The 25768-nt window shown below is 60.8% G+C and carries 23 protein-coding genes, 1 tRNA gene and 1 other annotated feature; of the genes, 9 read left to right on the forward strand and 15 right to left on the reverse strand.

What is annotated here, in order from left to right; all coding sequences use genetic code 11:
- Window positions 1-2 precede the first annotated feature (2 nt).
- The 12 genes from BN1137_RS07525 to BN1137_RS07580 all read right to left on the reverse strand — a co-directional run bounded on the left by BN1137_RS07525 (window position 3) and on the right by BN1137_RS07580 (window position 11095).
- Complete coding sequence (locus BN1137_RS07525; RefSeq protein ID WP_050718009.1) at window positions 3-1259, reverse strand: SAM-dependent methyltransferase; 1257 nt, start codon at window positions 1257-1259, stop codon at window positions 3-5.
- Window positions 1259-1996, reverse strand: coding sequence for a DUF1365 domain-containing protein (locus tag BN1137_RS07530; protein WP_050718010.1), 738 nt, complete (start codon window positions 1994-1996; stop codon window positions 1259-1261). Before BN1137_RS07530 ends, BN1137_RS07525 begins: the two co-directional genes overlap by 1 nt.
- Complete coding sequence (locus tag BN1137_RS07535; protein ID WP_050718011.1) at window positions 1993-3243, reverse strand: NAD(P)/FAD-dependent oxidoreductase; 1251 nt, start codon at window positions 3241-3243, stop codon at window positions 1993-1995. Before BN1137_RS07535 ends, BN1137_RS07530 begins: the two co-directional genes overlap by 4 nt.
- A gap of 14 nt (window positions 3244-3257) precedes the next feature.
- Window positions 3258-3974, reverse strand: a complete 717-nt coding sequence (locus BN1137_RS07540; RefSeq protein WP_050718012.1) for an SDR family NAD(P)-dependent oxidoreductase — start codon at window positions 3972-3974, stop codon at window positions 3258-3260.
- Window positions 3971-4399, reverse strand: coding sequence for a nuclear transport factor 2 family protein (locus BN1137_RS07545; RefSeq protein ID WP_050718013.1), 429 nt, complete (start codon window positions 4397-4399; stop codon window positions 3971-3973). Before BN1137_RS07545 ends, BN1137_RS07540 begins: the two co-directional genes overlap by 4 nt.
- Before the next feature lies 1 nt (window position 4400).
- Complete coding sequence (gene phrB / locus BN1137_RS07550; protein ID WP_050718014.1) at window positions 4401-5864, reverse strand: deoxyribodipyrimidine photo-lyase; 1464 nt, start codon at window positions 5862-5864, stop codon at window positions 4401-4403.
- A complete protein-coding gene (locus BN1137_RS07555; protein ID WP_050718015.1) occupies window positions 5861-6730 on the reverse strand; it encodes a MerR family transcriptional regulator in 870 nt (289 codons plus the stop codon). The genes phrB and BN1137_RS07555 overlap by 4 nt, the downstream gene beginning before the upstream one ends.
- A gap of 68 nt (window positions 6731-6798) precedes the next feature.
- Complete coding sequence (locus BN1137_RS07560; protein WP_050718016.1) at window positions 6799-7743, reverse strand: YbgA family protein; 945 nt, start codon at window positions 7741-7743, stop codon at window positions 6799-6801.
- A 153-nt stretch (window positions 7744-7896) separates the two neighbouring features.
- Window positions 7897-8526: an outer membrane beta-barrel protein gene (locus BN1137_RS07565; RefSeq protein WP_050718017.1), complete on the reverse strand. Its 630-nt coding sequence runs from the start codon at window positions 8524-8526 to the stop codon at window positions 7897-7899.
- A 326-nt stretch (window positions 8527-8852) separates the two neighbouring features.
- Complete coding sequence (locus tag BN1137_RS07570) at window positions 8853-9401, reverse strand: DUF3157 family protein (RefSeq protein ID WP_050718018.1); 549 nt, start codon at window positions 9399-9401, stop codon at window positions 8853-8855.
- A 94-nt stretch (window positions 9402-9495) separates the two neighbouring features.
- Window positions 9496-10368 (reverse strand): adenine nucleotide alpha-hydrolase family protein, encoded by an 873-nt coding sequence (locus BN1137_RS07575; RefSeq protein ID WP_083443399.1) that lies wholly within the window; start codon window positions 10366-10368, stop codon window positions 9496-9498.
- Window positions 10369-10495: 127 nt separating this feature from the next.
- On the reverse strand, window positions 10496-11095 hold the full coding sequence (locus tag BN1137_RS07580; protein WP_050718020.1) for an HAD family hydrolase: 600 nt from the start codon (window positions 11093-11095) through the stop codon (window positions 10496-10498).
- A gap of 194 nt (window positions 11096-11289) precedes the next feature.
- Window positions 11290-11412: a sequence feature (Phe leader region), on the forward strand.
- A 38-nt stretch (window positions 11413-11450) separates the two neighbouring features.
- Between BN1137_RS07580 and pheA the strand changes: the two genes are divergently transcribed.
- Window positions 11451-12623, forward strand: coding sequence for a prephenate dehydratase (pheA, locus tag BN1137_RS07585; RefSeq protein WP_050718021.1), 1173 nt, complete (start codon window positions 11451-11453; stop codon window positions 12621-12623).
- A 281-nt stretch (window positions 12624-12904) separates the two neighbouring features.
- On the opposite strand, the gene BN1137_RS07590 is transcribed toward pheA, so the two are convergent.
- Together BN1137_RS07590 and BN1137_RS07595 are read right to left on the reverse strand one after the other, a co-directional pair.
- Window positions 12905-13330 carry an LPP20 family lipoprotein gene (locus tag BN1137_RS07590; protein WP_050718022.1) on the reverse strand — a complete coding sequence of 142 codons (426 nt, stop codon included), beginning with the start codon at window positions 13328-13330 and terminating at the stop codon, window positions 12905-12907.
- A 13-nt stretch (window positions 13331-13343) separates the two neighbouring features.
- Entirely contained in the window at window positions 13344-13964 is a 621-nt protein-coding gene (locus tag BN1137_RS07595) for a FlgO family outer membrane protein (protein WP_050718023.1), read from the reverse strand.
- Between the two features lie 273 nt (window positions 13965-14237).
- Here BN1137_RS07595 and BN1137_RS07600 point away from each other — a divergent pair, with 273 nt between their 5' ends.
- The gene (locus BN1137_RS07600; RefSeq protein WP_050718024.1) at window positions 14238-15392 is read left to right on the forward strand and encodes a flagellar assembly protein FlgT; all 1155 of its coding nucleotides are present in this window, start codon (window positions 14238-14240) and stop codon (window positions 15390-15392) included.
- 50 nt (window positions 15393-15442) lie between these two features.
- Window positions 15443-15519, forward strand: a tRNA-Arg gene (locus BN1137_RS07605).
- A gap of 125 nt (window positions 15520-15644) precedes the next feature.
- On the opposite strand, the gene BN1137_RS07610 is transcribed toward BN1137_RS07605, so the two are convergent.
- Complete coding sequence (locus BN1137_RS07610) at window positions 15645-16931, reverse strand: carbohydrate porin (protein ID WP_050718025.1); 1287 nt, start codon at window positions 16929-16931, stop codon at window positions 15645-15647.
- 1451 nt (window positions 16932-18382) lie between these two features.
- Between BN1137_RS07610 and ppk2 the strand changes: the two genes are divergently transcribed.
- From ppk2 to BN1137_RS07635, 6 genes are all read left to right on the forward strand, one after another.
- Entirely contained in the window at window positions 18383-19207 is an 825-nt protein-coding gene (gene ppk2 / locus BN1137_RS07615; RefSeq protein ID WP_050718177.1) for a polyphosphate kinase 2, read from the forward strand.
- Window positions 19208-19334: 127 nt separating this feature from the next.
- Entirely contained in the window at window positions 19335-20405 is a 1071-nt protein-coding gene (locus BN1137_RS07620) for a PQQ-dependent sugar dehydrogenase (protein WP_157433671.1), read from the forward strand.
- A 36-nt stretch (window positions 20406-20441) separates the two neighbouring features.
- On the forward strand, window positions 20442-20588 hold the full coding sequence (locus BN1137_RS21870; protein ID WP_083443400.1) for an entericidin A/B family lipoprotein: 147 nt from the start codon (window positions 20442-20444) through the stop codon (window positions 20586-20588).
- Window positions 20589-20705: 117 nt separating this feature from the next.
- The gene (locus BN1137_RS07625; RefSeq protein WP_050718026.1) at window positions 20706-21596 is read left to right on the forward strand and encodes a DMT family transporter; all 891 of its coding nucleotides are present in this window, start codon (window positions 20706-20708) and stop codon (window positions 21594-21596) included.
- A gap of 59 nt (window positions 21597-21655) precedes the next feature.
- Window positions 21656-23590, forward strand: a complete 1935-nt coding sequence (locus BN1137_RS07630) for a methyl-accepting chemotaxis protein (RefSeq protein WP_050718027.1) — start codon at window positions 21656-21658, stop codon at window positions 23588-23590.
- A gap of 767 nt (window positions 23591-24357) precedes the next feature.
- The gene (locus BN1137_RS07635; protein ID WP_050718028.1) at window positions 24358-25761 is read left to right on the forward strand and encodes an OprD family outer membrane porin; all 1404 of its coding nucleotides are present in this window, start codon (window positions 24358-24360) and stop codon (window positions 25759-25761) included.
- Window positions 25762-25768: the final 7 nt, after the last annotated feature.

The raw sequence follows: 25768 nt of genomic DNA on the forward strand, positions 1-25768 counted from the left end.
GGTCAGTGACTGCTTACTGGCAGATCCCCCTGCCAGCCATCCGGGCCAGGTTTCGCGGCCTCCAGCTGCACCAGGCTGATGGCTCGCTCCCAAAATCCCCCCTCGCAATAGGCAAAGTAGAAGTGCCACAGCCGGATGAAGTCCTGGCTGTAGCCCAGCCTCGGCAGTTCGGGGGCCAGCGCCAGGAAGCGTTCACACCAGTGGGCCAGGGTGCGGGCGTAGTGATGGCCGTGATCATGCAGTCTCACCAGCTGCATGTCGGTCTCCCGGGCCAGCAAGCCCGCCAGCTGGGAGACGCTCGGCAGACAGCCGCCGGGGAAGATGTAACGCTGAATGAAATCCACGCTGCGCACATACTGGGCGTGGCGCTGATCGGCGATGGTGATGGCCTGGATCAGCAAACGGCCACCGGGTTTGAGTAGGCGAGACAACTGTCTGAAATAGTCCGGCAAAAAAGCATGACCCACTGCCTCTATCATCTCGATGGAGACCAACTTGTCGTAGCGTCCCTCCAGCTTGCGATAATCCTCCAGCAACAGGGTGATGCGATCCTCTAGCCCCGCCGCCACAATCCAGTCGCGGGCATGGTCGTGCTGGGCCTGGGAGATGGTGGTGGTGGTCACCCGGCAGCCATAGTGACGGGCGGCGTAGATGGCCAGCCCGCCCCAGCCGGTGCCGATCTCCAGCAGATGATCATCCGGCCCCAGCGCCAATCGCTCGCAGATGGTTCTGAGTTTGGCCTGCTGCCCCTCTTCCAAAGTGGCATCCGCCGTCGGGTAGATGGCGCTGGAGTACTGCATGTGGCTGTCGAGAAAACCCTGATAGAGCCGGTTGCCGAGGTCGTAGTGCGCCGCTATGTTGACCCGCGAGCCGGTCAGGGTATTGCGGCTGCTCCAGTGACGCAGCTTGTTGAGCGGCAGACTGAGCCAGCCAAAGCGCCGCTCCAGTCGGTCGAGCAGCGCCATGTTGCGGGCCAGCAGCCGCACCAGGGTGACCGGATCCTGACTGGTCCAGAGCCCCTCTACCCAGGTCTCTCCCGCCGCTATGCTGCCGCCCAATAGCAGGCGCCGGTAGAAGGCAGGATCCAGCACCCTTACCTCGGCCTGCAGATCCGAGTCCGCCATCCCGAAGGTCAGGGTTGCCTCCCCGTCACGCAATGACAGCTGGCCGTGCTGCAGGTGGCCAAGCAAGGTGATCACCAGCTGGCGAGCGAGGCGATCAAACGAAGAAATCGGGGTTGTGGATTGCACCAGTTCCATTAGTGAGTCTCCGGGTGAGTGAACAGGGGGATCCGCTTGATAAACAGCCTCAACGCCTGCCAATAGATGCCAAGCAGCACCCGCAGGGTCATCCAGGGCCAGCGCAGCAACAGCGCACAGAGCCCCTGGCGGGACAGGGGTGAGCGGGCCAGCGCCAGGGTGGCGTCGAACAACTTGGGGTCGCCGCTCTGGGGATGGCTCTCGATGTGAATAAGGGTCTCTTCCCTCGGCGGGCGAATGCGCCAGTGATAGCGCATGGCCAGCGCCATGAAGGGCGAGACGTGGAAATCTTTGTCATGGGGCACTAGCGCCGCCAAGTCCAGCAGGTAGTAGTGACGCTCGTTCCAGGGGGTGTTGGAGACCTCCGCCAGTAGATAACGGGCCTCGCTGCCCTGATAGCAGAAGTAGAAGTTGACCGGGCTGAAGTAGAAGCCGAGGCAGCGCACATTGCCGAGCAGCAGCACCCTATCGGAACCCGCCTCCCCGCCGAGGGCCGCCACCTTATCCCACACCGCCTGCTTGAGGGAGCCCGTCGTGCCCCGCAGATAATCGGTGCGACGAAACGAGAGCAGACCGGCGCGTTCGACCCCGAGCCAAGGGCCCAGTTGCAAGCCGGGCAGTTCATCCAGATCCAGCCCCAGCATGAACAGCGAGTAAGAAAAAGCATGGGGTCGGGGGGCGAAGCGGCGATGGCGCACGGCACCTTGCCAGAGGCCGCTGATGAGGGCGGCGCTCATAGCTCAGCTCCGAAACGGCGGGCCACATCCAGGGCGCTGCGCACCCCATCCTCGTGAAAACCGTTGTACCAGTAGGCGCCGCAGAAGTGGGTATGCTGCCGCCCGCAGATCTCCCCCCTCTGCCCCTGCGCCGCCAGCGCCCCCTGGTTGAACACCGGATGATGGTAGACGAAACGGCGCAGCACCTTGTGCTCATCCAGCTTGCCGACAGGGTTGAGACTGACGCAAAACTCGCGGCCAGACTCAAGCCCCTGCAGGATATTCATGCTGTAGGTCACCAGGGGTCTGGCCTGCTCGTCGTCATCGAGTTGATAGTTCCAGCTGGCCCAGGCCTGGCGCCGCTTGGGCAAGGCAGCCACATCGGTGTGCAGCCAGACCTCGTTGGCCTGATAGGCGATATCCCCGAGGATCTGCTGCTCCTGCACACTGGCATCGGCCAACAGGGCCAGCGCCTGATCGCTGTGGCAGGCGAGGATCACCTCATCGAACTGCTCCTCACCCCGGGGACTCTGGAGCAGTACGCCATCGGACACCCGCCGGATCCCCTGCACCGGGCAGGCCAGACGGATCTGCGGCTGCCAGCCGGCGGTGAGCGGGGCTATGTATTCGCGCGATCCCCCCGGGATCACATACCACTGGGGACGATTGGTGACGCTGAGCAGACCATGATGGTCGAAGAAGCGAAGAAAGAAGCCTAGGGGAAAGGCGCGCATGTCCGCCAGGGTCGATGACCAGATGGCCGCCCCCATGGGCAGAATGTAGTGGCGGGCGAAGTAGTCGCTAAAGGCTCCCTGTTGCAAGAAGGCGCCCAGGGTCGGCTCGGCATCCTTCGTCTGGGATGTGGCCAACCAGCGGCGAGCCAGCCGGTTGAAGCGCAGGATCTCGGCGATGAAGCGGTAAAAACGGGGGCGCAGCAGGTTGCTGCGCTGGGCAAACAGACTGGTCAGGGAGTGGCCGTTGTACTCAAGCCCCGCACTCTTGACCGAGAAGCTCATCTCGGTGGCTTGGCGGGCTACCCCAATTTTTACCAGCAGTTTCAGGAAGTTGGGATAGGTTCTGTCGTTGAACACGATGAACCCTGTGTCGATGGCATGGGTATCGCCATCCTGGCTGATATCGACGGTGGCGGTGTGCCCTCCCAGCACGGGAGCGGCTTCAAACAACTGGATCTCATGGTGCTGATGCAGCAGATAGCCAGCAGTCAAGCCGGAGATCCCTGAACCGACGATAGCAATCCTTCTCTTCATACTTGGCATCCTTGCTAAGTGAGATGGCGGGCCAGGCGCAGCCAGAGGCCCACAGGAAGCGCCCCAAGCAGGCGCAATAACAATATGAAACGAAACGGGAAATGGATCTGCTGCCGACCAGCCGTCAGCCCCTTCATGATGAGACGGGCCGCCCTGTCGGCGGGCAGCAGGCAGGGCATGGCGAAGCGGTTGCGGGCTGTCAGCGGAGTATCGATAAAGCCGGGCCGGATCAGGGTCACCCCTATGCCGGCCCCTCTCAAGTCGAGGCGCAGGCTGGCCGCCAGATAGTCGAGCGCCGCCTTGGAGGCCCCATAAGCCTCTGCCTGTGGTAGTGGCAGCCAGCTCACCGCCGAGCTGACTATGGCCAGCCGAGAACCCTTGCCGAGCAAAGGCAGGAAGGCGGCGAGCGCATGGCCGGTAGCCACCAGGTTGGTGTCGATGATCCGGGCAAACAGGGCGCCATCGAACTGGTGGGCATACTTGATGTATTCACAGCCCCCCGCATTGAGGATCAGCAGATCCAGCGGCGGCAAGCCGACGGTCGCTGCGGCGGTGGCGTCACCATCGCGGCCATCGAAACGCAGCGGATTGACCCCGGCGGCCGCAAGCTCGGCCAGACGGGCCTCGTCACGGCCGCAGCCCCACACCTGCCAGCCCGCCTGCTGGTAGCCAAGGGCCAGCTCGCGGCCGAGGCCAGAGCTGGCCCCGGTGATGAGCACGCGCCCGCTCATGCGCCCAACCTTGCGCGAATGGCGCGGATGACGCGCCCCAGCAGGGGCAGCTGCTCGTACAGCATGGCGCCGAGATCGAAGTAATCCCGGTGCAGGCACACCTTGCCCCAGGCATCGAATTGCAACCGGGTAGCGCCCTCGACTCGCACCGGTTGGCCCCCTGCGACCCTGGGATGGGCGAAGGTCATGACCCAGCTCAGCCAGGCCTCGTTGCCCTGCTCTTGCTGGCTCACTATCTCGAAACGGCAGTAATCCAGCCGCTGATAGAGAGAGGCGAAATAACGGGTGAGCGCCGCCAGCCCCTCTATGCGGTGGGCCGGATCGATGAAGATCACCTGCTCCGCATAGATCTCCGGCAGCCGGTGCAACTGTTGCCTGTCAAGCTGCAGATAGAGAACGATGAAATGGGCCAGCGGTTCGTTCATCCTACTTTCTCTCCAATTCCCGGAACATCTCGATGGCTCTTATCCGTGCAACGGCATGATCCACCATGGGAGCCGGATAATCCCCTCTACCCTGCTGTACCAGCCACTCGTGAGGCTGATGCAGCAAGGCGGTCGGCACATCCTTGAGCTCTGTCACCCAGATACGGATAAAGCTGCCATCGGGATCAAAACGCTGACCCTGAGTAGTGGGGTTGAACACCCGAAAATAAGGGGCCGCATCGGCGCCGGTGCCTGCCGCCCACTGCCAGCCGCCGTTGTTGGCGGCGAGATCCCCATCCACCAGCTGGCTCATGAAGTAATCCTCCCCGAGCCGCCAGTGCAGGTGCAGATCCTTGGTCAGGAAGCTCGCCACTATCATCCGCAGCCGGTTGTGCATCCAGCCGGTGGCATTGAGGCAGCGCATGGCCGCATCGACGATGGGATAGCCGGTCCGCCCCTCGCACCAGGCCGAGAGCGCCGCCGGATCCCAGCCCCAGGGCAGAGACTTGGTCTCGGCCTTGAACGGCAGGTTCATGGAGAGGCTCGGCACCAGCATCAGCAGGTGGCGATAAAACTCGCGCCAGATGATCTCATTGAGCCAGACGAAGCCGGGTTGCGCCTTGGACTGGGGCCGGTAGCCGAGCTTCTGCTGCAGCGCCGCCACGCACTGGCGCGGGCTGATGATCCCCGCCGCCAGATAGGGGGAGATAACGGAGGTGCCGGCCAGAGCCGGGAAGTCCCGGGTCTGGCCATAGTCGAGCACGGCCTCCTCCAGGAAGGCGTGCAAGCGGCGCTGTGCCTCTGCCTCCCCCACTGGCCAACGCTTTGCCTCCTCGGCCTCTCGCCCCCTCTCCTCGACCAGCCCGGCCTCGGCCAGTCCTGTCTCGGCGAACAGCGTCCAGGGCAAGGGAGCTCCCAACGGCGCCGGGGCGCGATGGATGACGAAGCCATCCTCCTCCAGCGCCTTCAACCAGGCGCGGCTGAAGGGGGTGAACACCTTGAACATCTCCTTGGAGCCGGTCAGCACCCGCCCCGGCGGCAGCACGCAGCAGCCGTTGAACCAGTGACTCTGGACTCCCTGCCCCTGCAAAGCCTGACTCACCGCCAGATCCCGGCGCTGCTCGTCGAGCTCGATGGCCTGATTGGCGTAGAGCTGGCGCACCCCGAGCCGACTCGCCAGGGCGCAGATCTCGACCGGCACCTCGGCAAAACGCTCTACCCGCAGCAGGTGCAAGGGAATGCCAAGCGCCGCCAGCGCTTTGCCCAGCTCATCGACCTGAGCCAGCAAGAAACGCTGGCGGATGGGGGCCATCTTGTGCGCTCGCCACTGCGCTGGGCTGATGATAAAGAGGGCGGCTACCTCCTCCTTTTCACCGCCGCTGTTATCGCCAGCCATGGCGCAGGCGTGGCGCAGGGCCGGGTTATCGGCCAGCCGCAGATCGTTTCGAAACCAGACCAGCCTCATGCCTGCGTCTCCCCATCCGCTGACGCAGCATCGGTACGTGATGTCTCGCCAGATCCGCTCGGCAGGCTCGGTGACCAGGCCTGCTGCGCCAGCCAGGTATCGTCATAGAGGGTGCCAAGGGGCCCGAACAAGCGGGTTCCCTCGGGCCAGTGGCTGGCCAGCTCCTGCTTGCCCAGACCCGCCCCCAAGAGCACCAGCCAGCGCTCGGGCACCCGCCCGGCCAGCAGGGCCGCCCCCCTGGGATCGCAAGCGCCGAGCAGATGCACCTCGTGGCCCAGGTTGATCAACTCATAGGCGTACCAGTGCAGATCGAGCGGGCCGACCTGACCCCAGCTCGCCAGACAGACGGGGACCCCCTTCTCTTGCTCGATGAGATGACGGCCGAAATGGGCCTGCAGCCAACTCAGCCAGAACCCCTGCAGCAGTTCACCATCGGGGCGCTCACGCCACAGGCCGAGCAGTTGATCCAGCAACGGCTGCAGCACCCGGCCGCGCACCAGTTCAAACGGATAGCTGGTGAGCAAATCCTGCAGCATGGACTCGGCCTTGCGCCGATTAAAAGCGAGCACCGCCTGGCAGAGCTGCTCCAGGGTTTGCTGCCAGTGGTCGCTGGGCAGCTGGGGCTGGGGTTCGCTCAGCAGCCCCTTGACCTGACCTATGCTGACCCCGCGCTCGAGCCAGCTCAGGATCTCGCCTATCTGGCGGATGTCCTGCTCGCTGTAGAGGCGGTGGCCCTTGTCGGTGCGGGCGGGCTGCACCAGCCCATAGCGGCGCTGCCAGGCGCGCAGGGTCACGGCATTGACCCCGGTCAGGCGAGAGACGTCGCGAATGGGGTAGAGCCCGGTGTCATCAATCTTGTCTTGCATGGATAGTCCGTTCGATAGGTGCTGGCCGCGGATTGCGCGGCCATCGGAAGCGTCGGCCTCACCGCAGCTCACAGGCCATACCTGAGTCTGAGCGTTTCCGGATGAGGATTAAGATAGACCTGTTGCGCCAGGTAGGGATTGGGAAATTCGCACAGGTAGTGGCGAAGCAGGGTCAGGGGCACCAGCAGTGGCACTATGCCGAGGCGGTACTTGTCGATAGTCTCGGTCAGCTCCCGCTTCTGAGAGGGGGTCAACACCCGCTTGAAGTAGCCCTGCAGGTGCATCAGCACATTGGTGTGGCCGCGCCGGTTGGCACGCAGGGTCAGGGCCGTCATCAGCCCCTGGATATAGCGCTGCGCCGTCTCCTCAAGCTGCCCTTGTCCCAGATCCGCCAGCAGGCGGCCGAGGGTCCGGTAGTGGCTGGTGGCGTGGGAGAGCACCAGATACTTGTAGCGGGCGTGAAAGGCGATGAGCCGGGCGGCACTGAGGCCACGGGCGAGCAACTGTTGCCAGTCGTGGTAGGCAAAGACCCGCAGTACGAAGTTTTCCCGCAGCACCGGATCGCACAGTCGACCATCTTCTTCCACCGGCAGCAGGGGGTTGGCCGCCATCAGGGCCTGGGCGAACAGACCGACGCCTTCCTTGGCGCTCCCCTCGTTATTGGCGCCATAGATGCGCACCCGCTCCATGCCGCAGCTCGGCGACTTGGCGCAGAGGATGTAACCGGAGAGAAAATCGAGGCGCCCGGCCTGCTGCTCGCTGAAGGCGATCAGTTGCTCGGTGACATCGAAACTGCCGTTGCTCGCCAGAGCGCGGATCTCACCATGGCGCTTGACCAGCCGGATGGCGGCCCGCGGCGCCCCCAGGCCAATGGCCATCTCGGGGCAGACGGCATGATAGTCAAAGTGGGCACCCAGCTCTCGTTCGCAGAAGCTGGAGCGCTTGTGACCCCCATCGAAACGGACCGCCTGACCGAGCAGACAGGCACTGATCCCCACCTTGATCTTGTACATAGATGCACTCCACGTATAACTATTGGTTCAGTTATAGCAGTTGTACAAGATAGGTAAAGCTGTACAAGGTGGGGTGAGCGAAAAAAAGCGGACAAACAAGAAAGCCCATGGCCGAAACCATGGGCAAAACCAAGACACTACAGGAAGGAAGTATTAGAAGCTGTATTTCACACCCAGGCTGGAGATGGAGCCCTGTTGCAGGTCCCACTTGCGATAGGTGTAATCGGCGGTCAGCGCCAGGCTCTGGGTCAGCTTGTAGGCGCCGCCCACTTTGAAATCGTGCATGTCGTCGGTCATGTTGGCGTAGCGATAGCCGGTGGAGAGCTCAACCTTGCCGAGGTCATAACGCAGACCCACTTCGCCGTACAGGCTGCCGCTGCTCTTGCGGGTGATGTCGTCCCAGCCGGAGTTGTTCACGTTGTTGGCCAACTCGCGCTCCATGCTGTAACCCATCAGGCCGGTTTCACCGTACAGGTTCAGGCCGGTGCTGAGGGGAGTGAACACCCCCATCCCCAGGCTGGTGGTACCCAGGCTGTCGTTGCCGCTGTTGCGGGAGGTGTATTCGGTGCCCAGACGGCCGTAGAAGTTGGAGCCGAAGCTCTTGGACAGATCCAGGCTCAGACCGCCGAAATCACGGTTGTTGCTGTCCTTGCCACCGACGTAATCGGACTTGGTGTGCGCCCAGGTCGCTGCGCCCTTGGCGTAGCTGAAGGCATCCTGTGCGAAGGCGGAGGTGGAAGAGAGACCGGCCAGAACCAGGATGGACAGTGCGACTTTTTGCATGTGATTGACTCCATTTGTTGAGCTAGCAGGACGCTAACTGGTATGGGGTCATTGTGACGGGCAAAGGGGATGGTGCCGAGCGGCAAGCTGTTGCCAAAGCATTGCAGATGTAAGCAAATATTGCAGACGGTTACCGGAGCAACAATCCAGGGACAAAGGGAGCCAATGGCCCCCTTTTTCGTCCCAGTCCCGGCCCGGTTCAGGCGCCGAGATCTGACCTTCCTGGCCTGATGTCGACACTCTGACAGCCGTTTATCGGCATCAGTTCCCATTGGGTGGTCGATATCGCTATAAAAATGCGTTCCAACAGAAAATGAGCGAACTCCTTAGCGAAATTCCACCTCATCTATCTGCACCCGCACCAGCGGCTTGCTGTTGAGGCCGGCGGGACGCGCCAGCTCGATGGCGCGGGAGGGACGCTGCTCCCCCTTGCGCAGATAGGACTCCGGCAAGCGGTTCTCGCCGGCCCAGAAGCGCACGGCCTGGCTGCCAAGCTGGGCGCCCTGCTCGCTGAACAGGGTGACGGTGCCATTGACCCGCACCACGTTGCGCGTGCCGCTGTTGCTCAGCTTGAAATGCAGCAACAGGGGATCATCCCCTTCCACCAGTTCGAGTTTGACGTTGATGCCATCCTTGGTTGCCTGGGAGAGCATGTCCGGATTGGTCAGCGCCTGCTCGGTCAGCACCGGCGCCACCACGGCCCCGGTCGCGACCTCGGCCGGGGTCGCCGGCTTGACCAGCAGATACTCCCAGGTGAAGTCATCGTTGAGCTGCACCTGACGCCCGTCCGCCAGGGTGACCTGGGTCAGAGGGGCGGCCTGCACCAGCAGCGGGGAGAGGCAGAGGGCGATCAGCAAGCGGGACAGGGGTTTCATAGGCTAGTGGCTCGATAGAGAAGCGAAGGGCGTCAGTATAAAGAGTCGGGCGGCCCTTGCCTATGACCCGCCTCACGTCCTGCCGCTGGGGCGCCTAGATAACCAGGGCCTGGGGATCCTCCCCCGTCACCATGTCCAGGGTCACCAGATCGAAATTGGTGCTCTTGAGCGCCTTGAGGATGCTGGCCTGCATGTCAAAGGCGCGCGCCCGCAAACGCTGGGGCACCCGCACCCGCGCCAGGGTGGTGACCCGGTCCGCCAGGGTGTGGAAGAAGACCTGTACCCCGTCCAGCCCCATGTCGCACAGCATCTCCTCGGCCATGTCCACCATCCGCAGATTATCGCGATCCAGTGAACCCGGATCGGCGAAGCGGCTGCTCAGGCAGCCATTGCCACCATTGCCCCAGAGATCGAGCCGCCGCTTGTGAAAGCCGTAGCGAAAATCCCGGTCCGTCATGCCCTGATCCGCGAAGCACCAGAGCGTATTGGACGGCAGGCTGTTAAAACTCTGCAGGTAGCACTGCTGCTCCTCGGCAGAGGCGGGCAACAGTATGGGCTGATGATCCCAGTTGCTCTCCAGCGCCGTCAGTTGGCAGACATAGCGGATGGGATCGATCACCTTGCCAGAGCGGCCAGGATAGCTGCAGATGAGGAGCTCGTCGGTTCTGACGACCTTCTGCTCGATGCCGTAATGGCGGCAATAGCGTTTGGCCCGTGACACCGCCTGGCGACTGAGGGTCGGGTTGTCCAGGGTGATGGCCCGCACCTTGATACCACTGGCGCGGCACAGGTCCATGCTGTAGCAAGATGCCAGCCGGCCGGAGAAGGAAACGATCAGCTCACCATAACCGGCCAGGGTCTCGATGAGCCGTTGCTCCCTGGCTTGAAAGGTCTGATCGTATCCTTGATTCAGCACGACAACATTGGCATCCATTACGACTACTCCGGATGATGAATTGGATACCATTTTGTTGTTAGAAAGCTGAATAGACCCTTAAAGAACAAGGATAAAACCGTTTTTTATTTTTTTTAGATTCAAGTGAGATACATTTTAGCTGAGTAATAGCACCACGGATGAGCGGTTCAGCCCGCCATCAGATTGGTAAAAATTTCTGCTCAATCATGTAATTGCGGCACATCTTGGCGTCGATAAACAATAAACCCCGCAGCCCGAGCGCCTCGGCGGCGGCCACATTGGCCGGACTGTCATCGATAAACAGGCATTCTTCGGCCTTGAGATCGAACGACACCAGCAGGTAGCGATAGATGTCCGGCTCCGGCTTCATCATGCGCACCCGCGCCGACACCACCTTGCCGCTGAAGAAGCGCCAGAACGGCTGATGCTGCTCCAGCCAGTCGATGCTGGCATGGCCCATGTTGGAGAGCGCATAGAGGGTATGGCCGGCGCCGTGCAGTTCCTCGATCAACGTCACCATGGCGGGATCCGGCAACAAGGAAGCGGGCACCGCCTGCAAGATGGCGAGGTTTTGCGCCGCGATGAGTCCGGTGCGTGCCTCGGCCTGGCGCGCCATGGTGTGCAATGACAGAGTTCCCCTGTCCACCTCCAGCCAGTCCGGGTGGTTGAACAGCCGCTCCGCCAGCACCTCGGCATCCACCGGCCCCATCACGGAACTCACTATGGCCACCGGATCCCAGCTCACCACCACCCGTCCCAGATCGAAGATAATCGCCATCTCTCGCCTCCTGCTCGCTTGCATTGATTGCGCTTGTTGCACTGCTTGTTGCGCTGATAGGGAGGGGCCAATACGGCTCTGATGCGGCCCCGCTTGCCTGCTCCATACCCTGCCCCCTTCACCGGTCACGGGCAAGTTTTACTTGCATCGAGCGCCTAAATCCCTTAATGCTTATGGCGTTACCTCAAGGACACACCCATGCACGCATCATTCTTCTTCGTTTTCTCGTTTATCCGGCCCACATGAGGGAAGGCCCTGTCGTCGCATGAACAGAAAACAAAGACGAATCGAGCCTCCCCTAGCGGAGGCTTTTTTTTGCATTCACCACCACAGAATACTTGGATAGGGAACCACAATGGCTACGCTCGACGAGATCAGACAGGACATTACCCAGTTGGATGAGGAGCTGCTCGCCCTGCTGGCCAAGCGCAAGACCCTCAGCATCGAGGTCGCCCGTGCCAAGCAGGCCAACCCGCGCCCCATTCGCGACACCCAGCGCGAGCAGGATCTGCTGGTGGCCCTCATTCAGAAGGGGCGCCCCCTCGCCCTGGATGCCCAGTACATCACCCGCATCTACCACACCATCATCGAAGACTCGGTGCTCTCCCAGCAGGCCTATCTACAGAGCCTGCTCAACCCCGAGCAGCAGGAGCCCATGACCAGCGTCGCCTACCTGGGTCCGCGCGGTTCTTACTCGAGCCTGGCGGCCCGCAAGTATCTGGCACGCTACAAGGATCAGGTGATCGAGGTGAACTGCCAGAACTTCCGCGAGGTGCTGGATACCGTGGAATCGGGTCGCGCCGCCTTCGGGGTGCTGCCCATCGAGAACACCAGCTCGGGCTCCATCAACGAGGTGTATGACGTGATGCAGCACACCACCCTCTCCATCGTCGGTGAGCTGACCTACCCCATAGAGCACTGCATCCTGACCGCGGTGCCGACCGAGCTGTCTCGCATCAAGACCTTCTACGCCCATCCCCAGGTATTCCAGCAGTGCTCCCACTACCTGAGCAAGCTGGAAGGGGCGCGCCACGAGATCTGCGATTCGTCCTCCAGCGCCATGATGAAGGTCAAGGAGCTGGCCAGTCCGGACGCGGCCGCCATCGGCAGCGCCGCCGGCGGCGAGCTCTATGGGCTGGACGTGCTGGCCGAGCAGCTCGCGAACCAGAAAGAGAACTACAGCCGCTTCATCGTGGTGGCCCGCAAGCCCATCGACGTGGCGTCCCAGATCCCGGCCAAGACCACCCTCATCATGTCCACCTCCCAGCGCCCCGGCTCCCTGGTGGAAGCTTTGCTGGTGCTGCGCAGCCACGACATCAACATGACCAAGCTGGAATCCCGGCCGGTGCAGGGCAACCCCTGGGAGGAGATGTTCTACCTGGATGTGTCCGCCAATCTGCAGACCCCGCAGATGCAGGCCGCCCTGCTGGAGCTCACCAAGATCACCCGCTACGTCAAGGTGCTGGGCTGCTACCCGAGCGAAGACGTCAAGCCGACCACGGTGCCGCCGGTGCTGCTGGGCAAATAAGCCGTCCCGACCGCAAGAGGCGAGCAACCTGCTCGCCTCTTTTTTTTCTCTGCCTGACCCGCCCGTGCCCCTCCTCCACAGCCGCCCCTCGACAGCACGTTTAATCAAATTGAACGACAGGCACCTAGCATTCACCTTATTAATACGCTCGGGGCCGCTGGTACGACCCTTTTTCCAGCCTGATGGGGCGATAACCCCCCGCTATACCCGGCAGATCCGGATCCCGGACAACAAAAAGGCGAGCCCCTGGCTCGCCTTGTTCACACTGGTGCCGACTGCCCCTAGAACTGGCCCGCCATCAGCTGGTTGAGGTTATAAAGCGAGCGGGTATCGAGCTCCATCTCGGTTGCATAGGTGTTGCCACGGGGATAGGTCGCCACCACCCGGGCACCGCGCACCATGCCGGCCACCGAGACATCCAATGTGTTGGCGGTCTGGGTCAGGTCCTTGTAGCTGCTGCGCCCGCTCACCTGCTGGCCATTGAGCTGCTCCGCCAGCTCGCGGTAGGCATCCATCTTGGAGGCACGAATAGCTTGCAGCATCTTCTCCGACTGGGAGGGCCCCGGCTGGATGTCGATCACCGCATAGCCGACCGCTTTGAGCACAGGAAAATCGTCCGGCTTCGTTGCCGTATCGTAGTTAACGACCCGATTGCCGCTGCAGGCAGTCAATAACATTGCCATCAGGCAACCCAGTAGGATTTTCATCTATTACTCCTTGTCAGGGGGTCAGGTTGACCAGATGTCCGGACGCGCTCTGGCCGCCCCGCATCAGGTAACCCCGGTTGACGGATGCCCGGCCAAACGAGTTGCTGGCGCCGGACAGGTATTGTTGCGGGATCAGGCTCTGGGCCGTGGTCTCCACCATCTTGGTGCGCAGATCGATGATGCGGGCGTTGACCAGGATCCCCTGCGAGTTGCGGCTGAAGGTGCCGGTCAGGATGCGCGAGATAGGCAGACGGGCGGAGAGATCCCGGTAGTTGCGGCTCATCACGAAGTCGCCACTGGGGGTCACCTGGATGCTGCCGGTGGTCTTGAAGTCCACCACCACTTCCCCGCGCCGGTTCAGCTCGTAGATGAAGCTCTCTTCGATCTGCAGGCCCATCCAGTTGGTGTCTTTGAGGGTATCGAGATCGACGAAAGAGGCGACCGCAATGGGCTCGCTCAGGGTGGTGAGGGACTTACGCTCCATCAGCTGATCGGTCATGCGTGCCACCAGCCAGTTGAGCTCCATGCCCTTGGCCGCTTGCCTGGGATCTCCCTGATCCCGGTTGATGGGGTCGGCAGTACCACAGCCGGTCAGCGCCAGCGTGATAGCCAACGCCGTGATAAATCTGTTCATGGATACCTTTCCTGTATCTACACCTGACTCTGTTATCGGTCGCGGCGGCCAACACTTGAGGTGCGAATCACCCTGGATCTCGTGATAAGCCTCTCAGGATCCCGGATCCCCTGCGCGGATCCCGCGCCCGCTCTGCGTGGCACAGGGAATGAGGCATGGATCTTGCTTTTATTTGCACCACGGGTACAACCCGACCGGTGTTCAGGACTGCCACCGGCCCAGGCCATCTGCTGGTGCTGGCTCGATGAGGTCCACTTATTCAAGGTGTTTACTATGAAAGTTGTGCTGCCGTTAACCCTGCTGCTGCTAAGTCTGTCGGCCCGGGCCGAGATCATCGAGGCCCAGGGCAGCGCCGCCATCCTGGGTGGCGATGAAGCCTATGCCCGCGAGCAGGCGACCCGGGATGCGCTGCGCCAGGCGCTGCTGGCAAGTGGCGCGGCCGTCTCCAGCATCCAGCGCCTGGAAAATGGCAGCCTGCGCTCGGAGCAGATCCAGATCCGCTCCGGTGGCGATATCCGTCAGTATCGGCTCAAGCGGGAAGAGGTGCGCAACGGCCGCATGTACATCACGCTGCAGGCCGACATTCAGGCCGAGCGCCAGATCTGCCAGACCCAGCACTACGCCAAGGATTTGACGCTGGTCCGCTTACGGATGCGCTATCCGGATCAGGCCAGCACCGGCGCCCTCGATGACATGCCGGCGGATCTCTCCCGCCATCTGTTCGAAACCCTGGCCAAGGCGCCGCAAGGGGTAGTCGCCCGCCAATGGCTGGACGAGAACCTGCGCATCGACCCGCTCCACCTGCAGCAAGGGGACAGCAGTGCCCTCGAGGAGATCAAGGCGCTGAGCCTTCGCACCGACAGCCAGTATCTGGTGCTCGGCAGCATCGACGATCTCTCCCTCGAGCCCCAGGGCAACCAGCTGACCAGCTGGTACCGGGATCCCATCCGCAACTTTCGCATGCAGCTCTATCTGTTTGACGGCATCAACGGCAGCCTGCTCAGCCGCAAGGAGTATCAGGGACGCGCCAACTGGACCTTCTCCAAGCGGGAACAGATCGGCAGCAACAGCGGCCAGTTCTGGCAGTCAAGCTACGGTCAGGAGGTGGACTACCAGTTGCAGGAGGCGGCGCAGGACATCACCTCACAACTGAGCTGCGCTCCGGTCACCGCCCGCATCGTGGGTCAGCATGATCGCGGCCCCCACATCAACTTAGGAAGGCGCAACGGCGTCAAGCTCGGGGATCAGTTCCGGGTCCAGCACAGCGCCGACTTCGTCGACCCTTATGGCAAGTCCCGCATGATGCGCAACCCGGCCGATGGCCTGTTCGAGGTGGTGCAGGTATTCGAGGATGGCGCCATCATCAGCAGCCAGAACAAATATTCGCCGTTTAACGTCCAGATTGGTGACTTGGCCGTATTGGAATAGGAATCAAGGGTTTAAATGGTGGCGGCTTCTTGTATAATGCCCGCCACAAGGTTCCCGTAGCTCAGTTGGATAGAGCGGTCCCCTCCTAAGGGACAGGCCACTGGTTCGACTCCAGTCGGGAACACCATACAAGACAAAGGGTTGGCATCATCATGATGCCAACCCTTTCTTTTTTATTCCGGTTTATCTGCCATTTTTAGTGCCCTGTGCTGAACAGAGCACAGATGTCAGCCGAAGATCCTGCCTACGCCCTTACCACCAGACGTTGGCTTGCAGGCCGACGGTCCAGGTGTCATCCGCGGTGCCGTTATCGAAGGCGTGGGAGCTGTCCCAGTCGCTGTTGTCGCTATCGAGGTAGCTGGCGAAGACCCGCAGCTCCGGCTCACCACGGCCGAAGGAGAAGGCCTGGGCGATGGTGGTCTTGGAACCACTGCGGGAACTCACATCACCGTTCTCGGTCTTCTCGTCATCGAAGTAACCGGCTTCCACATAGGTGCGGGTGATATCGGTCCAGTGATAGGTGACCTTGGCGCTCACGGCGAAGGCACTGGCGTCACCTTCAATGCCATTCCACTGCTTGATGTCGTTCGCTTCGGCGTAGTTGATGGCGTGGCTCAGATCCCAGTCGGCAGCCAACGGGATGATGCCGTAGTTGCGAATGGCGAAGCCGTTACCGCTCTCGACAGTGCCGTTCAGGGTGTCGGCCGAACCGAAGGTGACCCCTTGCAGGGCGGAGCCGTCCACATAGTACTGGAGTGTGGTCTTGTTCCAACCGGTCCCGAGCAGGGACTGATTCAGCTCCAGCATCAGGGCATGACCATCGGCGTAGTCATGGTTGCCAAGATCGGCATCGGTTTGCTCGTCGGTCGCATCCGCGTTCAAGAACTTGTAGCCCATGGCCAGGGTAGCGCCGTTCCAGACGGGCAAGCTGTCATAGGTCAACTCCAGTTGGTTGGAGTCGATCATGTCCTCAATTCGCTCGCCATCGCTGTTATTGTAGGAATCGGCGATATCACGGTGCAGCGCCGCCACAGAGAGCTTTCCCTGACCCAGTTGCATGCCTTCAATACCACCACCGACGTTGGTCTGGTTCCAGTAGAAGAAATCATTCGAGTCGATCACATAGCCTTTGTTGTACTGGCGGATCCCGACCCAGGAGGTTTCCCCCATCCCCATGAAGTTGCGCAGTTGCATGTTCATGTTTTCCCAACCGAAGTTGGAGTCATCCATCTTGCTGTTGGTATCACCATCGTAGAAATTGAACATGGTCTGGATATAGACGGACTTGGTGTCGTCGCTTTTCAGCTCCTTGCCAAAACCGACCTCGGCATAGGTATCAAATTCGTTACCCAGACGACCCAGTTTGTTCTTCTGGAAGCTGCCACCCACGGCATCTTGCATGGAGCCGCCTTCACCTGTGCCCATGCCGGAGCGGAAATAGCCGTAATAGTCGAAACCACCAGCTTCAGCAGCGAATGCGGTCGGAGCGGATAGCGCAGCAATAACGGCGGCAGTAATCGGGAGCCACTTGGTTTTCATTTTTCTTCCTTTAATGACGTGTTTATTGCGAGACACTGAAGACAATCAATGCCTCAGGAAGTCATTTCCCTGACCGATAATCCCTGCACATCTTTGTGCTGGGTTTTGTAGCGTTTTATTAGCGTTGCAGTGCCAGGGCGTCGCCCAGGGTTAATCCCAGACGCAATCCTTCGTTCTGTTAAATAATTTTTTTCAGCGCCTTGTTAATTGGCGATCGCCTTTCGAGCGATATTTATCCCATCAACATATTCACACTTTGTTCATAAATATAAATATCTTCGACATTGGTTCTTGGTGATCGCCCATGAATAGGTACGCCGCGGCCTGGCAATAACAGTTAATTTATTGCTGCGAGGTAATAACAGTTACTTATAAATCTTAAGCTGACCGAGCTGAGACCTTAATGAATACAATTGATTCCTTTAAAATACCCAGACCCTGGATGCGACCGAGCACAGTGGCATCAATAATGGTTGCGTGCTTATCAACATGGGACAGTAAGCACCTATCGGTATGTTTTGTTTACCATTTAAGTAATACCTCTTCTATTTCGACACCCTCTTCAACGGTCTGGCATTGCGAAAAAAAATAAATATCTACCGAAAAAAACACCTGGCCTGATATTCACAACAGCTTTACAACCGCTCGAGAGAGAGGGCTATACATCCCAATGCCATAGCGCAAAGAGAACACGATGTTTAAAAATTAACACACTACTCATCGAAAATGGTGGAGAGGCATTCCTCTTAAGTCTGACCGACTATAGCAAAGGGCGTCAGTGATGACATAAGCCTTCAATTTATTTGCTGCGCGGCTCACACAATCTTTTATTTACCTCCCATTTCAAGGACTCATTTTGCTATTAAGTAATTAAAGTGACAGTTCCCTAGCCATTAAACCTGAATTAGCGCTGAATTAACGACTATATTAAAACTGAACCCATCCTTAATTGAATTAAGGCTGAATGGATAAAATTAATATCGAATTAATGGTTCAGCCAGATTGACAATGTTCCAACCGGCCATCCTGTGAGCGAGACATGACACCCTTTATGACGCTGGATTGCATTGGCATCAGATAAGAAGCCTCAAACAGCACCCTCGTATATTTTTAAGGCAAGATGATTTTCAATTGATGCCGTTTCTCTGCCATCAGGAAACGCTTTTGACGAGGCTGTTCTAGATGATTCCCAGGTGAATGAAGGCGGTAGCTCCTGGTCAATGAATCCCTCAGGTTCAGGGAGACCATCACCCTCTCGCCTCTTTCCCATGGGCCGGGCCTTTCACCGCAGCACCAACTCGAACTCAATTGAGGATTATTGTGTTTTCTGGATCCCGATCTCACCTCAGGGATCCCCGCCTGTAACCTGCCCATCAGTTGGTTACACTCTTGGAGTGAGTCGTCGATGACGACGGCCATGCTTCATGGGCTCGCATCAAGAGAAGGACATCATGGGTAACAAGAAGAAGAGCAAGGCTGAACAAGCAGCGCCGGTGCAAGAGGTCAAACCCCTTGGCACCAAGGAGTACGAGAAGGAGTTGCGCCGCCTGCACGTGGAGCTGGTGAAGTTGCAGCAATGGGTGGTGCACAAGGGGCTCAAGGTCTGCATCGTGTTCGAGGGCCGTGACGGCGCTGGCAAAGGGGGGGTCATCAAGGCCATCACAGAGCGGGTCAGCCCTCGGGTGTTCAGGGTCATGGCCCTGCCCGCTCCCACCGAGCGGGAGAAGAGCCAGCTCTATATGCAGCGCTATGTGCCCCTGCTGCCTGCCGCCGGCGAGATCGTCATCTTCGATCGCAGCTGGTACAACAGGGCCGGGGTGGAGCGGATCATGGGCTTTTGCACCCCGGAGGCGAGCGACAAGTTTCTGGCCAGCACCCCGCAGATGGAGTGGTCCATGGTCGATGCCGGCATCATCTTGCTGAAGTACTGGCTGGAGGTGACACCGGAGGAGCAGGAGCGCCGCTTGCGGGACAGGATCGACGACGGCCGCAAGATCTGGAAGCTGTCGCCGATGGACATCAAGTCCTTCAATCGCTGGGATGAGTACACCCAGGCCAGGGATGCCATGTTCGCCGCAACCGATACCACCTGGGCCCCCTGGTTCGTGGCCCACTCGGAAGACAAGAAGAAGGTGCGGCTCAATATCATCTCCCACCTGCTGGCCCACATCCCCTACGAGGAGCTGCCGGTCGAGCCGGTCAAGCTGCCCAAACGCAAGATAGGCAAGGTCAAACCTACCGACCACCCGTTCCGCTTCATCCCCGAGCTGTTCTAGGCCGTATCTGACAAGCCCCTGCCTGCGCAGGGGCTTTGTCGTTTAAGACCTCATCCCGTTTCCCTCTACACTTCAGCCATGATGAGTTTGACCGCGCCAGGATCGGATCTTGAGAGGAGGTATCCCTTTGTTTCCACAACGCGTTCCACTGCTTGCCTTGCTGCTGATCTGCCTGGTAGCCCCGGTCAGGGCACTGACCATTACGCCGGTCGCCACCGATCTCGCCCATCCCTGGGGACTGGCCTTCCTGCCGGGGGGCGAGCTGCTGGTGAGCGAGCGCCCCGGCCGCCTGCTGCGCATCGATGCGCAAGGGGCGCGCCATCCGATCTCCGGCCTGCCTCCCATCGCGAATGCGGGCCAGGGTGGCTTGCTGGATCTCGCCCTCGATGAGGCGGGCTGGCTCTATCTCAGCTACAGCGAGCCCGGTGACGGGGGTGCCGGCACCGCAGTGGCCCGCGCTCGATTGCAAAAAGACGCGCTTGTCGACTGGCAACTGCTGTTTCGCCAGCAGCCCAAGGTGGCTGGCGGCGCCCACTTCGGCTCTCGTCTGGTGTTGATGGATGACTACCTCTTCATCACCCTCGGCGATCGCTACACCGAGCGGGAGCGGGCCCAGACACTCGACAACCACCTCGGCAAGACGGTGCGCCTGCACAGGGATGGCAGGGTGCCCACCGACAACCCCTTCGTCAAGAGGGCGGGCGCCCTGCCCGAGATCTGGAGCCTGGGTCATCGCAACATGCAGGGGGCCGCCCTGCGCCCGGGCAGTCAGCAATTCTGGACCCACGAACACGGCCCCCAGGGCGGCGACGAGGTGAACCTCATCCTGCCTGGCCGCAACTACGGCTGGCCCAAGGTCACCTTCGGCGAGGAGTATGGCGGCGGCAAGATTGGCACGGGCCAGAGTGCCCCCGGCATGACGGCGCCGCTCTGGATCTGGGTGCCCTCCATCGCCCCCTCCGGCATGACCTTCTATCAGGGTGAATTATTCAAGGGGTGGCAGGGAGATCTGTTGGTCGGCGCCCTGCGTGGTCAGGCCCTGATGCGCCTCAAGCTCGAGGGGGACAAGATAGTGTCGCAGGAGCGACTGCTCACCGACTTGGGGGAGCGGATCCGCACCGTCAAAGAGGGGCCTGACGGCGCCCTCTACCTGCTGACTGATTCAGGCGAGGGACGCCTGCTCAGGCTAACTCCCTAGATGTGAAAACTGGCCAAGGCGCCACAAGGAGGATCTATGAACAAGCGTCGAAACCTGCTGGTGCTGTGCGCCTGTCTCTGGCTGCTGGGTTGCAACACCATCCACGGCATGGGCCGGGATGTAGAGAAAGCGGGTGAGGTGATCCAGAACTCGTCCAAGCTGGCGGACGCCGCCGCTCGCTGAGCCACTGCTCGTCTCGCCGAACTTGACCATGACGATAGGAAGTCGGTAGCCACTTCCGCCCAAGGGCCAGTCTGCTAGACTGGCCCTCTTTTTCATTCATCTGCAAAGGAGTGTTGGATGTCTGCTGTTTCCTGGTGGGACAAATCCACCGGTTTTGCGCTGCTGACCATCTTGCTGTGGGCCTCGCTGGCGGCGCTCACCTCCCGCATCACCAGCGTCTCGCCGCTGGTGCTGGTGGGGCTGGTGCTGTTCTTCTGCGGCGCCGGCGCCCTGCCGTTCTGGCGACAGTGGCGAGCCCGCCCCGTCACCTGGCTGGTGACCATCACGGCCCTGCTGCTCTACCACCTGCTGCTGTTTATGAGCTTTCGCCACGCCCCCGTGCTGGAGGCGAACCTCATCAACTATCTGTGGCCACTGTGCATCATCCTGTTCACGCCGCTGCTGCTGCCGGGCCATCCGCTGCACCTGCATCACCTGCTAGCCGGAGCGCTCGGCCTCGCCGGCTCGGTGCTGGTGATGGTCGACGGCAAGCTGCAACTGCAGCAGGCCTATCTGCCCGGCTACCTGCTGGCGCTCGGCGCCGCCATCATCTGGGGGGCTTACTCTGTGCTCTCCCGTCGCCTGCCTCCCGCCCCCGCGGTGGTGACGGCCGCCGCCTGCCTGCCCGCCGGGCTGTTGGCGCTGCTGCTGGCCTGGGGACTGGAGGGACCACTGCCCTTAGCCCAGATCCCCCAAGCCGACTGGCTGCTCATCGTGGGGCTGGCGCTCGGTCCCATGGGGGCGGCCTTCGTCACCTGGTATCTGGCGCTGCGGGATGGGGATCCACGCCGCATCGGGGCCCTCGCCTACCTGACACCGCTGCTCAGTACCCTGCTGCTAGTGTGGCTCAACGGCGAACAGCTCACCCCTCGCCATCTGCTGGCAGGCGCCCTCATCATGGGCGGCGCCTTGATTGGCTTGCTGGTCCGCACACCCAAGGCACCGATCGCCCCCGCACCGCTGTCATAAAAACGCCATCACTCCTGCTTAAGCTCCAGCCCATTGCGTGGTTCAAGCAGGAATCTGATGTGAAAATTGCCCACTATGCCGCCCTCTCCTCCCTGGTCTTACTGCTGGTCGCCGGGGTACAAGTCGCCGCCCTGTTTCATGGCTGGCAGCAGCTTGATCAGGCCGAGCAGACTCAGCGCCAGCACGATCGGCTGCAGCAACGGCTGACCGGCCCGCTGCAGGGGGCGCTGCGCGATTATCTCGCCAGTGGCGATCCCTTGCGCCTGACCGAGGCGCAGGGAGTGCGCAGGCAAGCCCTCGGCCAGCTGCCACCGCAAGATGATCCACTGAGTGCACCGCTGCGCGCCCTGCTCGAGCAGATGGGTATGCGCATCGACGGCGACTACCTCGCCGCGGGCAAGCTCTCCGGCAACAGCCAGTGGTTGCTGCAAAATGCCGAGAACGAGCTGACCGCCCACGCCAAGGCATTGCTGCGTTACGGCCAGCAGGGGGCAATGGGAGCGGATCCGGTGAGCGCAGATCAATACCGTCAGGGGGCGGCCGATATGCTGGCGAGCCTGCCGGGGCTCGGCCATCTGCGTCAGAACTACATGGCGCAGGCCAGCCCCAAGCTGCTGGAAGGGTTGCAATTCGAGCTGAGCGCCCTGCAAAAACAGGCCGATGCGCTGGCAGCCCTGCCGAGCCTGAACCTGTTCGAAGAGACGCCTGTCGATGAGTTCACCCTGGGGGAATCGGTACCCAAGGAGCTCGGCGAGCAGCCCAGAGCCGAGTTGGTTTCCCTGCTCAAGCGCTACCCGCAGGAACTGGATAACAGCCGCAAGGCGCTGCAACAACAGCAGGCGGCCCAACAAGGAGTCCAGCAGGATATTGCACAGTTGCTGCAGGCCAGCAGCCAGCTGGGAGAACGGCTCGCCGCCACACATCAGGAGGTGAATCGGGAGCTCGCCACCATCCTCGGCTCCCTCGCGCTCTGCCTGGTGGTGGTCGCCCTGCTGTTTGCGCTGGTGCAGCGTCGCTGGCTGGTCAGGCCGCTGCTGCAACTGCGCGGCGCCTTCCTGCAACTCGATGCCACCGGCGAGGCGCAAATGTTGCCGGAGGGGCGTGATCGCAACGAACTGGCCGACATAGTCGCGAGCTACAACCGCCTGATCTCGCGTCTGCAACAGGATCAGCAGCAGAAGGCGGGTCAGCTGTCCTGTGTCTCCCTGAGCCTGCAGGAGATGGTGGCTCAGGTGCAGGAGATCCATCACAGCACCCGCACCACCGAGCAGGTGGTGGACGAGAGCGACGGCATGATGAGCGAGCTTAACCAGCTCGCCAGCGAGGTACACCACGTGGCTGCCGAGATAGCGCAGCACGCCCAGCACAACGAACACTCCATGCACCAGAGTGAGCAGTTGGTCGGCAACATGCTGGCCGCCACCGCCCAAACCGGCCTCGCCATCGACGAGAGCGGCGGCGCCCTGACGCAGCTCAAGCGCTCGGTGGATGACGTCACCGCCATCGTCGATGTCATCGGTCACATCGCCCAACAGACCAATCTGCTGGCGCTCAACGCCGCCATCGAGGCGGCCCGGGCCGGTGAGCAGGGGCGCGGCTTCGCGGTGGTCGCCGACGAGGTGCGCCACCTGTCGGCCGACACCCAGCGCTCCCTTGGCCAGATCACCGAGATCCTGACGCGGCTCACTCAGGCGGGCGATCAACTCTCCCAGGTGCTGACCCGCATCACCACCGGATCCGGCCAGCAGCGCCAGCAGGCAGAGCAGCTGCGCCAGACCACCCAGACGGTGCGGGAGATGGCGCGCAGCACCACCGTCATCGCCCTGCAGGGGGCCGATAACGCCAGGAGCCAGGAACACCGACTGGCCAGCTTCGCCGCACTCATCGGCCGCATCAGCCAGCACGCCCGCCAGGGTAGCCAGCTCTCGGTACAGGTGTCACAGCACATTCACCATCAGGCCCAGCAGATCCCGCGCATCCTTGGCCAGGCCTGACTTATTTTGCGGCAATCCGCGAAGTAACCTCTGCTCCCGGTCAGGTGGAGCAGAGCGGATCCTTTTCTATCGCATCAGCTCTGATCTTCCTGCGCCGAGCAAGGCTGGCACCCTGCCAGCCCACGTGGGCTGGATCCCCCTGACATCGACTCAGACACATCCGAACCAAGCCTGAACCGTTCCGTTGCGCCAGCGCTGACGTCGCCATCTGGAGCGGCTCTGCGCCCTTCCATATCGGCTCAGATCGGCCCCCACAAACGGGGCCGCGTCGCTCATCGCGAGCCCCGTAGCTGGTGCTGTGGTGCAGTCATATCTTTTTTTGTGACACAAAATTATCTGTTGCCATCCGGTTAACAAAGAAAGTTCTGAATCCACCCCGAGATCCGCTCAGGATAACGGATATTTCTGCTTGAAAACGCTGTCACTACCGATATGAGCGGGCTAGGAGTATCCATGACAAGAATCATGATTATTTGCACTCGGTCATATTTTTGAAACTTCGAGGGAACTTTCCGTTGATATTTCGCACCGCGAACGTACTCTTGATGGTGTCCGATCGCCAAGGGTCGGTACATAAAAAATAACGACTGTAAAGATACAGATGACCCTAACCGATGCGCCAAGGCATTCGGGAACCTGGGTACGACACAGACAAGAATTTCTTTTTGCCCTACGGGGTGTTGATTGCAATGCCAATACCGAGCGGCGGGCCCATGCCTGACTGCCGGACAAAAAAGCTAAGTCCATAAAATCAGGAGCAATACAAAATGGAAAAAGTGATCTTCAAGCGCGCCGCGTTAAGTGCCGCCGTGGTTGCAGCGCTGGTCGCACCCGGTATGGCATTGGCCGCTCAGGACATGATGAGCCCGGAATATGGCAAGTCCTACGAGGCATTCGCCGATGACGCAAAACTGTCCGGCGGCCTGTTCTACTTCCAGCGTGAGCGTGACCGCAAACAAGCCGGTCCCGGTCAGGATGGCAAGTACCACTCCAACCTGAGTCACTCTACCGCCCAAGCAGCCCTCAACTTCAACTCCGGTTATGCCTGGGACATGGTTGGTATCGATGTGGGCGGTTTCGGTGCCTATGACCTGGCCGTCGACGAGAGCAACGGCGTCAACGAAGAGAACGAATTCTCCTTCTGGGGTGACCAGTGGGGTTCAGGTGGTGACGGTGTTCCCGAGAATGGCTTCAGCCTCTCCAACGCCGCCTTGAAACTGAAGTTCATGGAAGGCAAGGTCACTGCCAAGGGTGGTTACACCCAACTGTATGTTCCCGGTATTCTGGGTGTGAACTGGTCCTATCAACCCGGTACTTACCGTGGTGGCCAGATCGAAGCTAACTTCGGTGGTCTCTACCTGACCTACGCCATCGCCGATGAATACAAGGCGCCCTGGTTCAAGAACACCGCCGGCTTCTCCAAGAGCAGCCCCTACGCCAGCGACCCCTTCACCGACGCGAACAAGATCGACTACATCCATGGTCTGGCCGCCCGTTACACCTTTGAAGATGGCACCGCCGTCACCGGTGGTTTTGGTCAGTCCGAAGGCTACATGGACAGCTACCACTTCAAACTGGCACACAAGTTTGACGTGCTGGGTGGTCTGAACACCAGCTACCAGTTCTACGGTTCCAACACCGACAACGAAGACTATGACGGACTGGCCTGGCAACAAGCCCTGACCGCCTCCTGGAACTACGCCCAGTACGGCTTCCGTCTGGAAGGTCTGTGGACCAAGGCTGAGGGTGACCTGGGCAACTACCTGCCCCGTCTGACCCGCGGCTACGGCAACTCTCAGGGTGCGAACGAGATCTGGTGGGATTCCCGCTCTGACTGGAACCACAACGACGAGAAGGCACTGTTCTTCGGCGTGACCCGTACCCTGGATGATCTGGTGGGTGCCCCTGGCTGGTCCACCGGCATCTCCGGTGCCTACGGTTGGGATGCCAACAACGGCGACAGCTCGCTGGAAGGCGGTAAAGAGTGGGCGGCGAACTTCGACGTCATGTACACAGTGCAAGACGGCAAGCTGAAGGGCACCCTGTTCAAGCTGCACTACACCGACTACAACAACGAGCAAGACGACAAGGGCAGCTGGTACTACCCGAACATGTTCAGCTCCGAGCATGACGTCAAGTTCCACATCATCATGCCGTTCACCTTCCTGTAATCAGGCA

Origin of the sequence: Aeromonas tecta, assembly GCF_000820185.1 — a bacterium.
GTDB classification, from domain to species: Bacteria; Pseudomonadota; Gammaproteobacteria; order Enterobacterales; family Aeromonadaceae; genus Aeromonas; species Aeromonas tecta.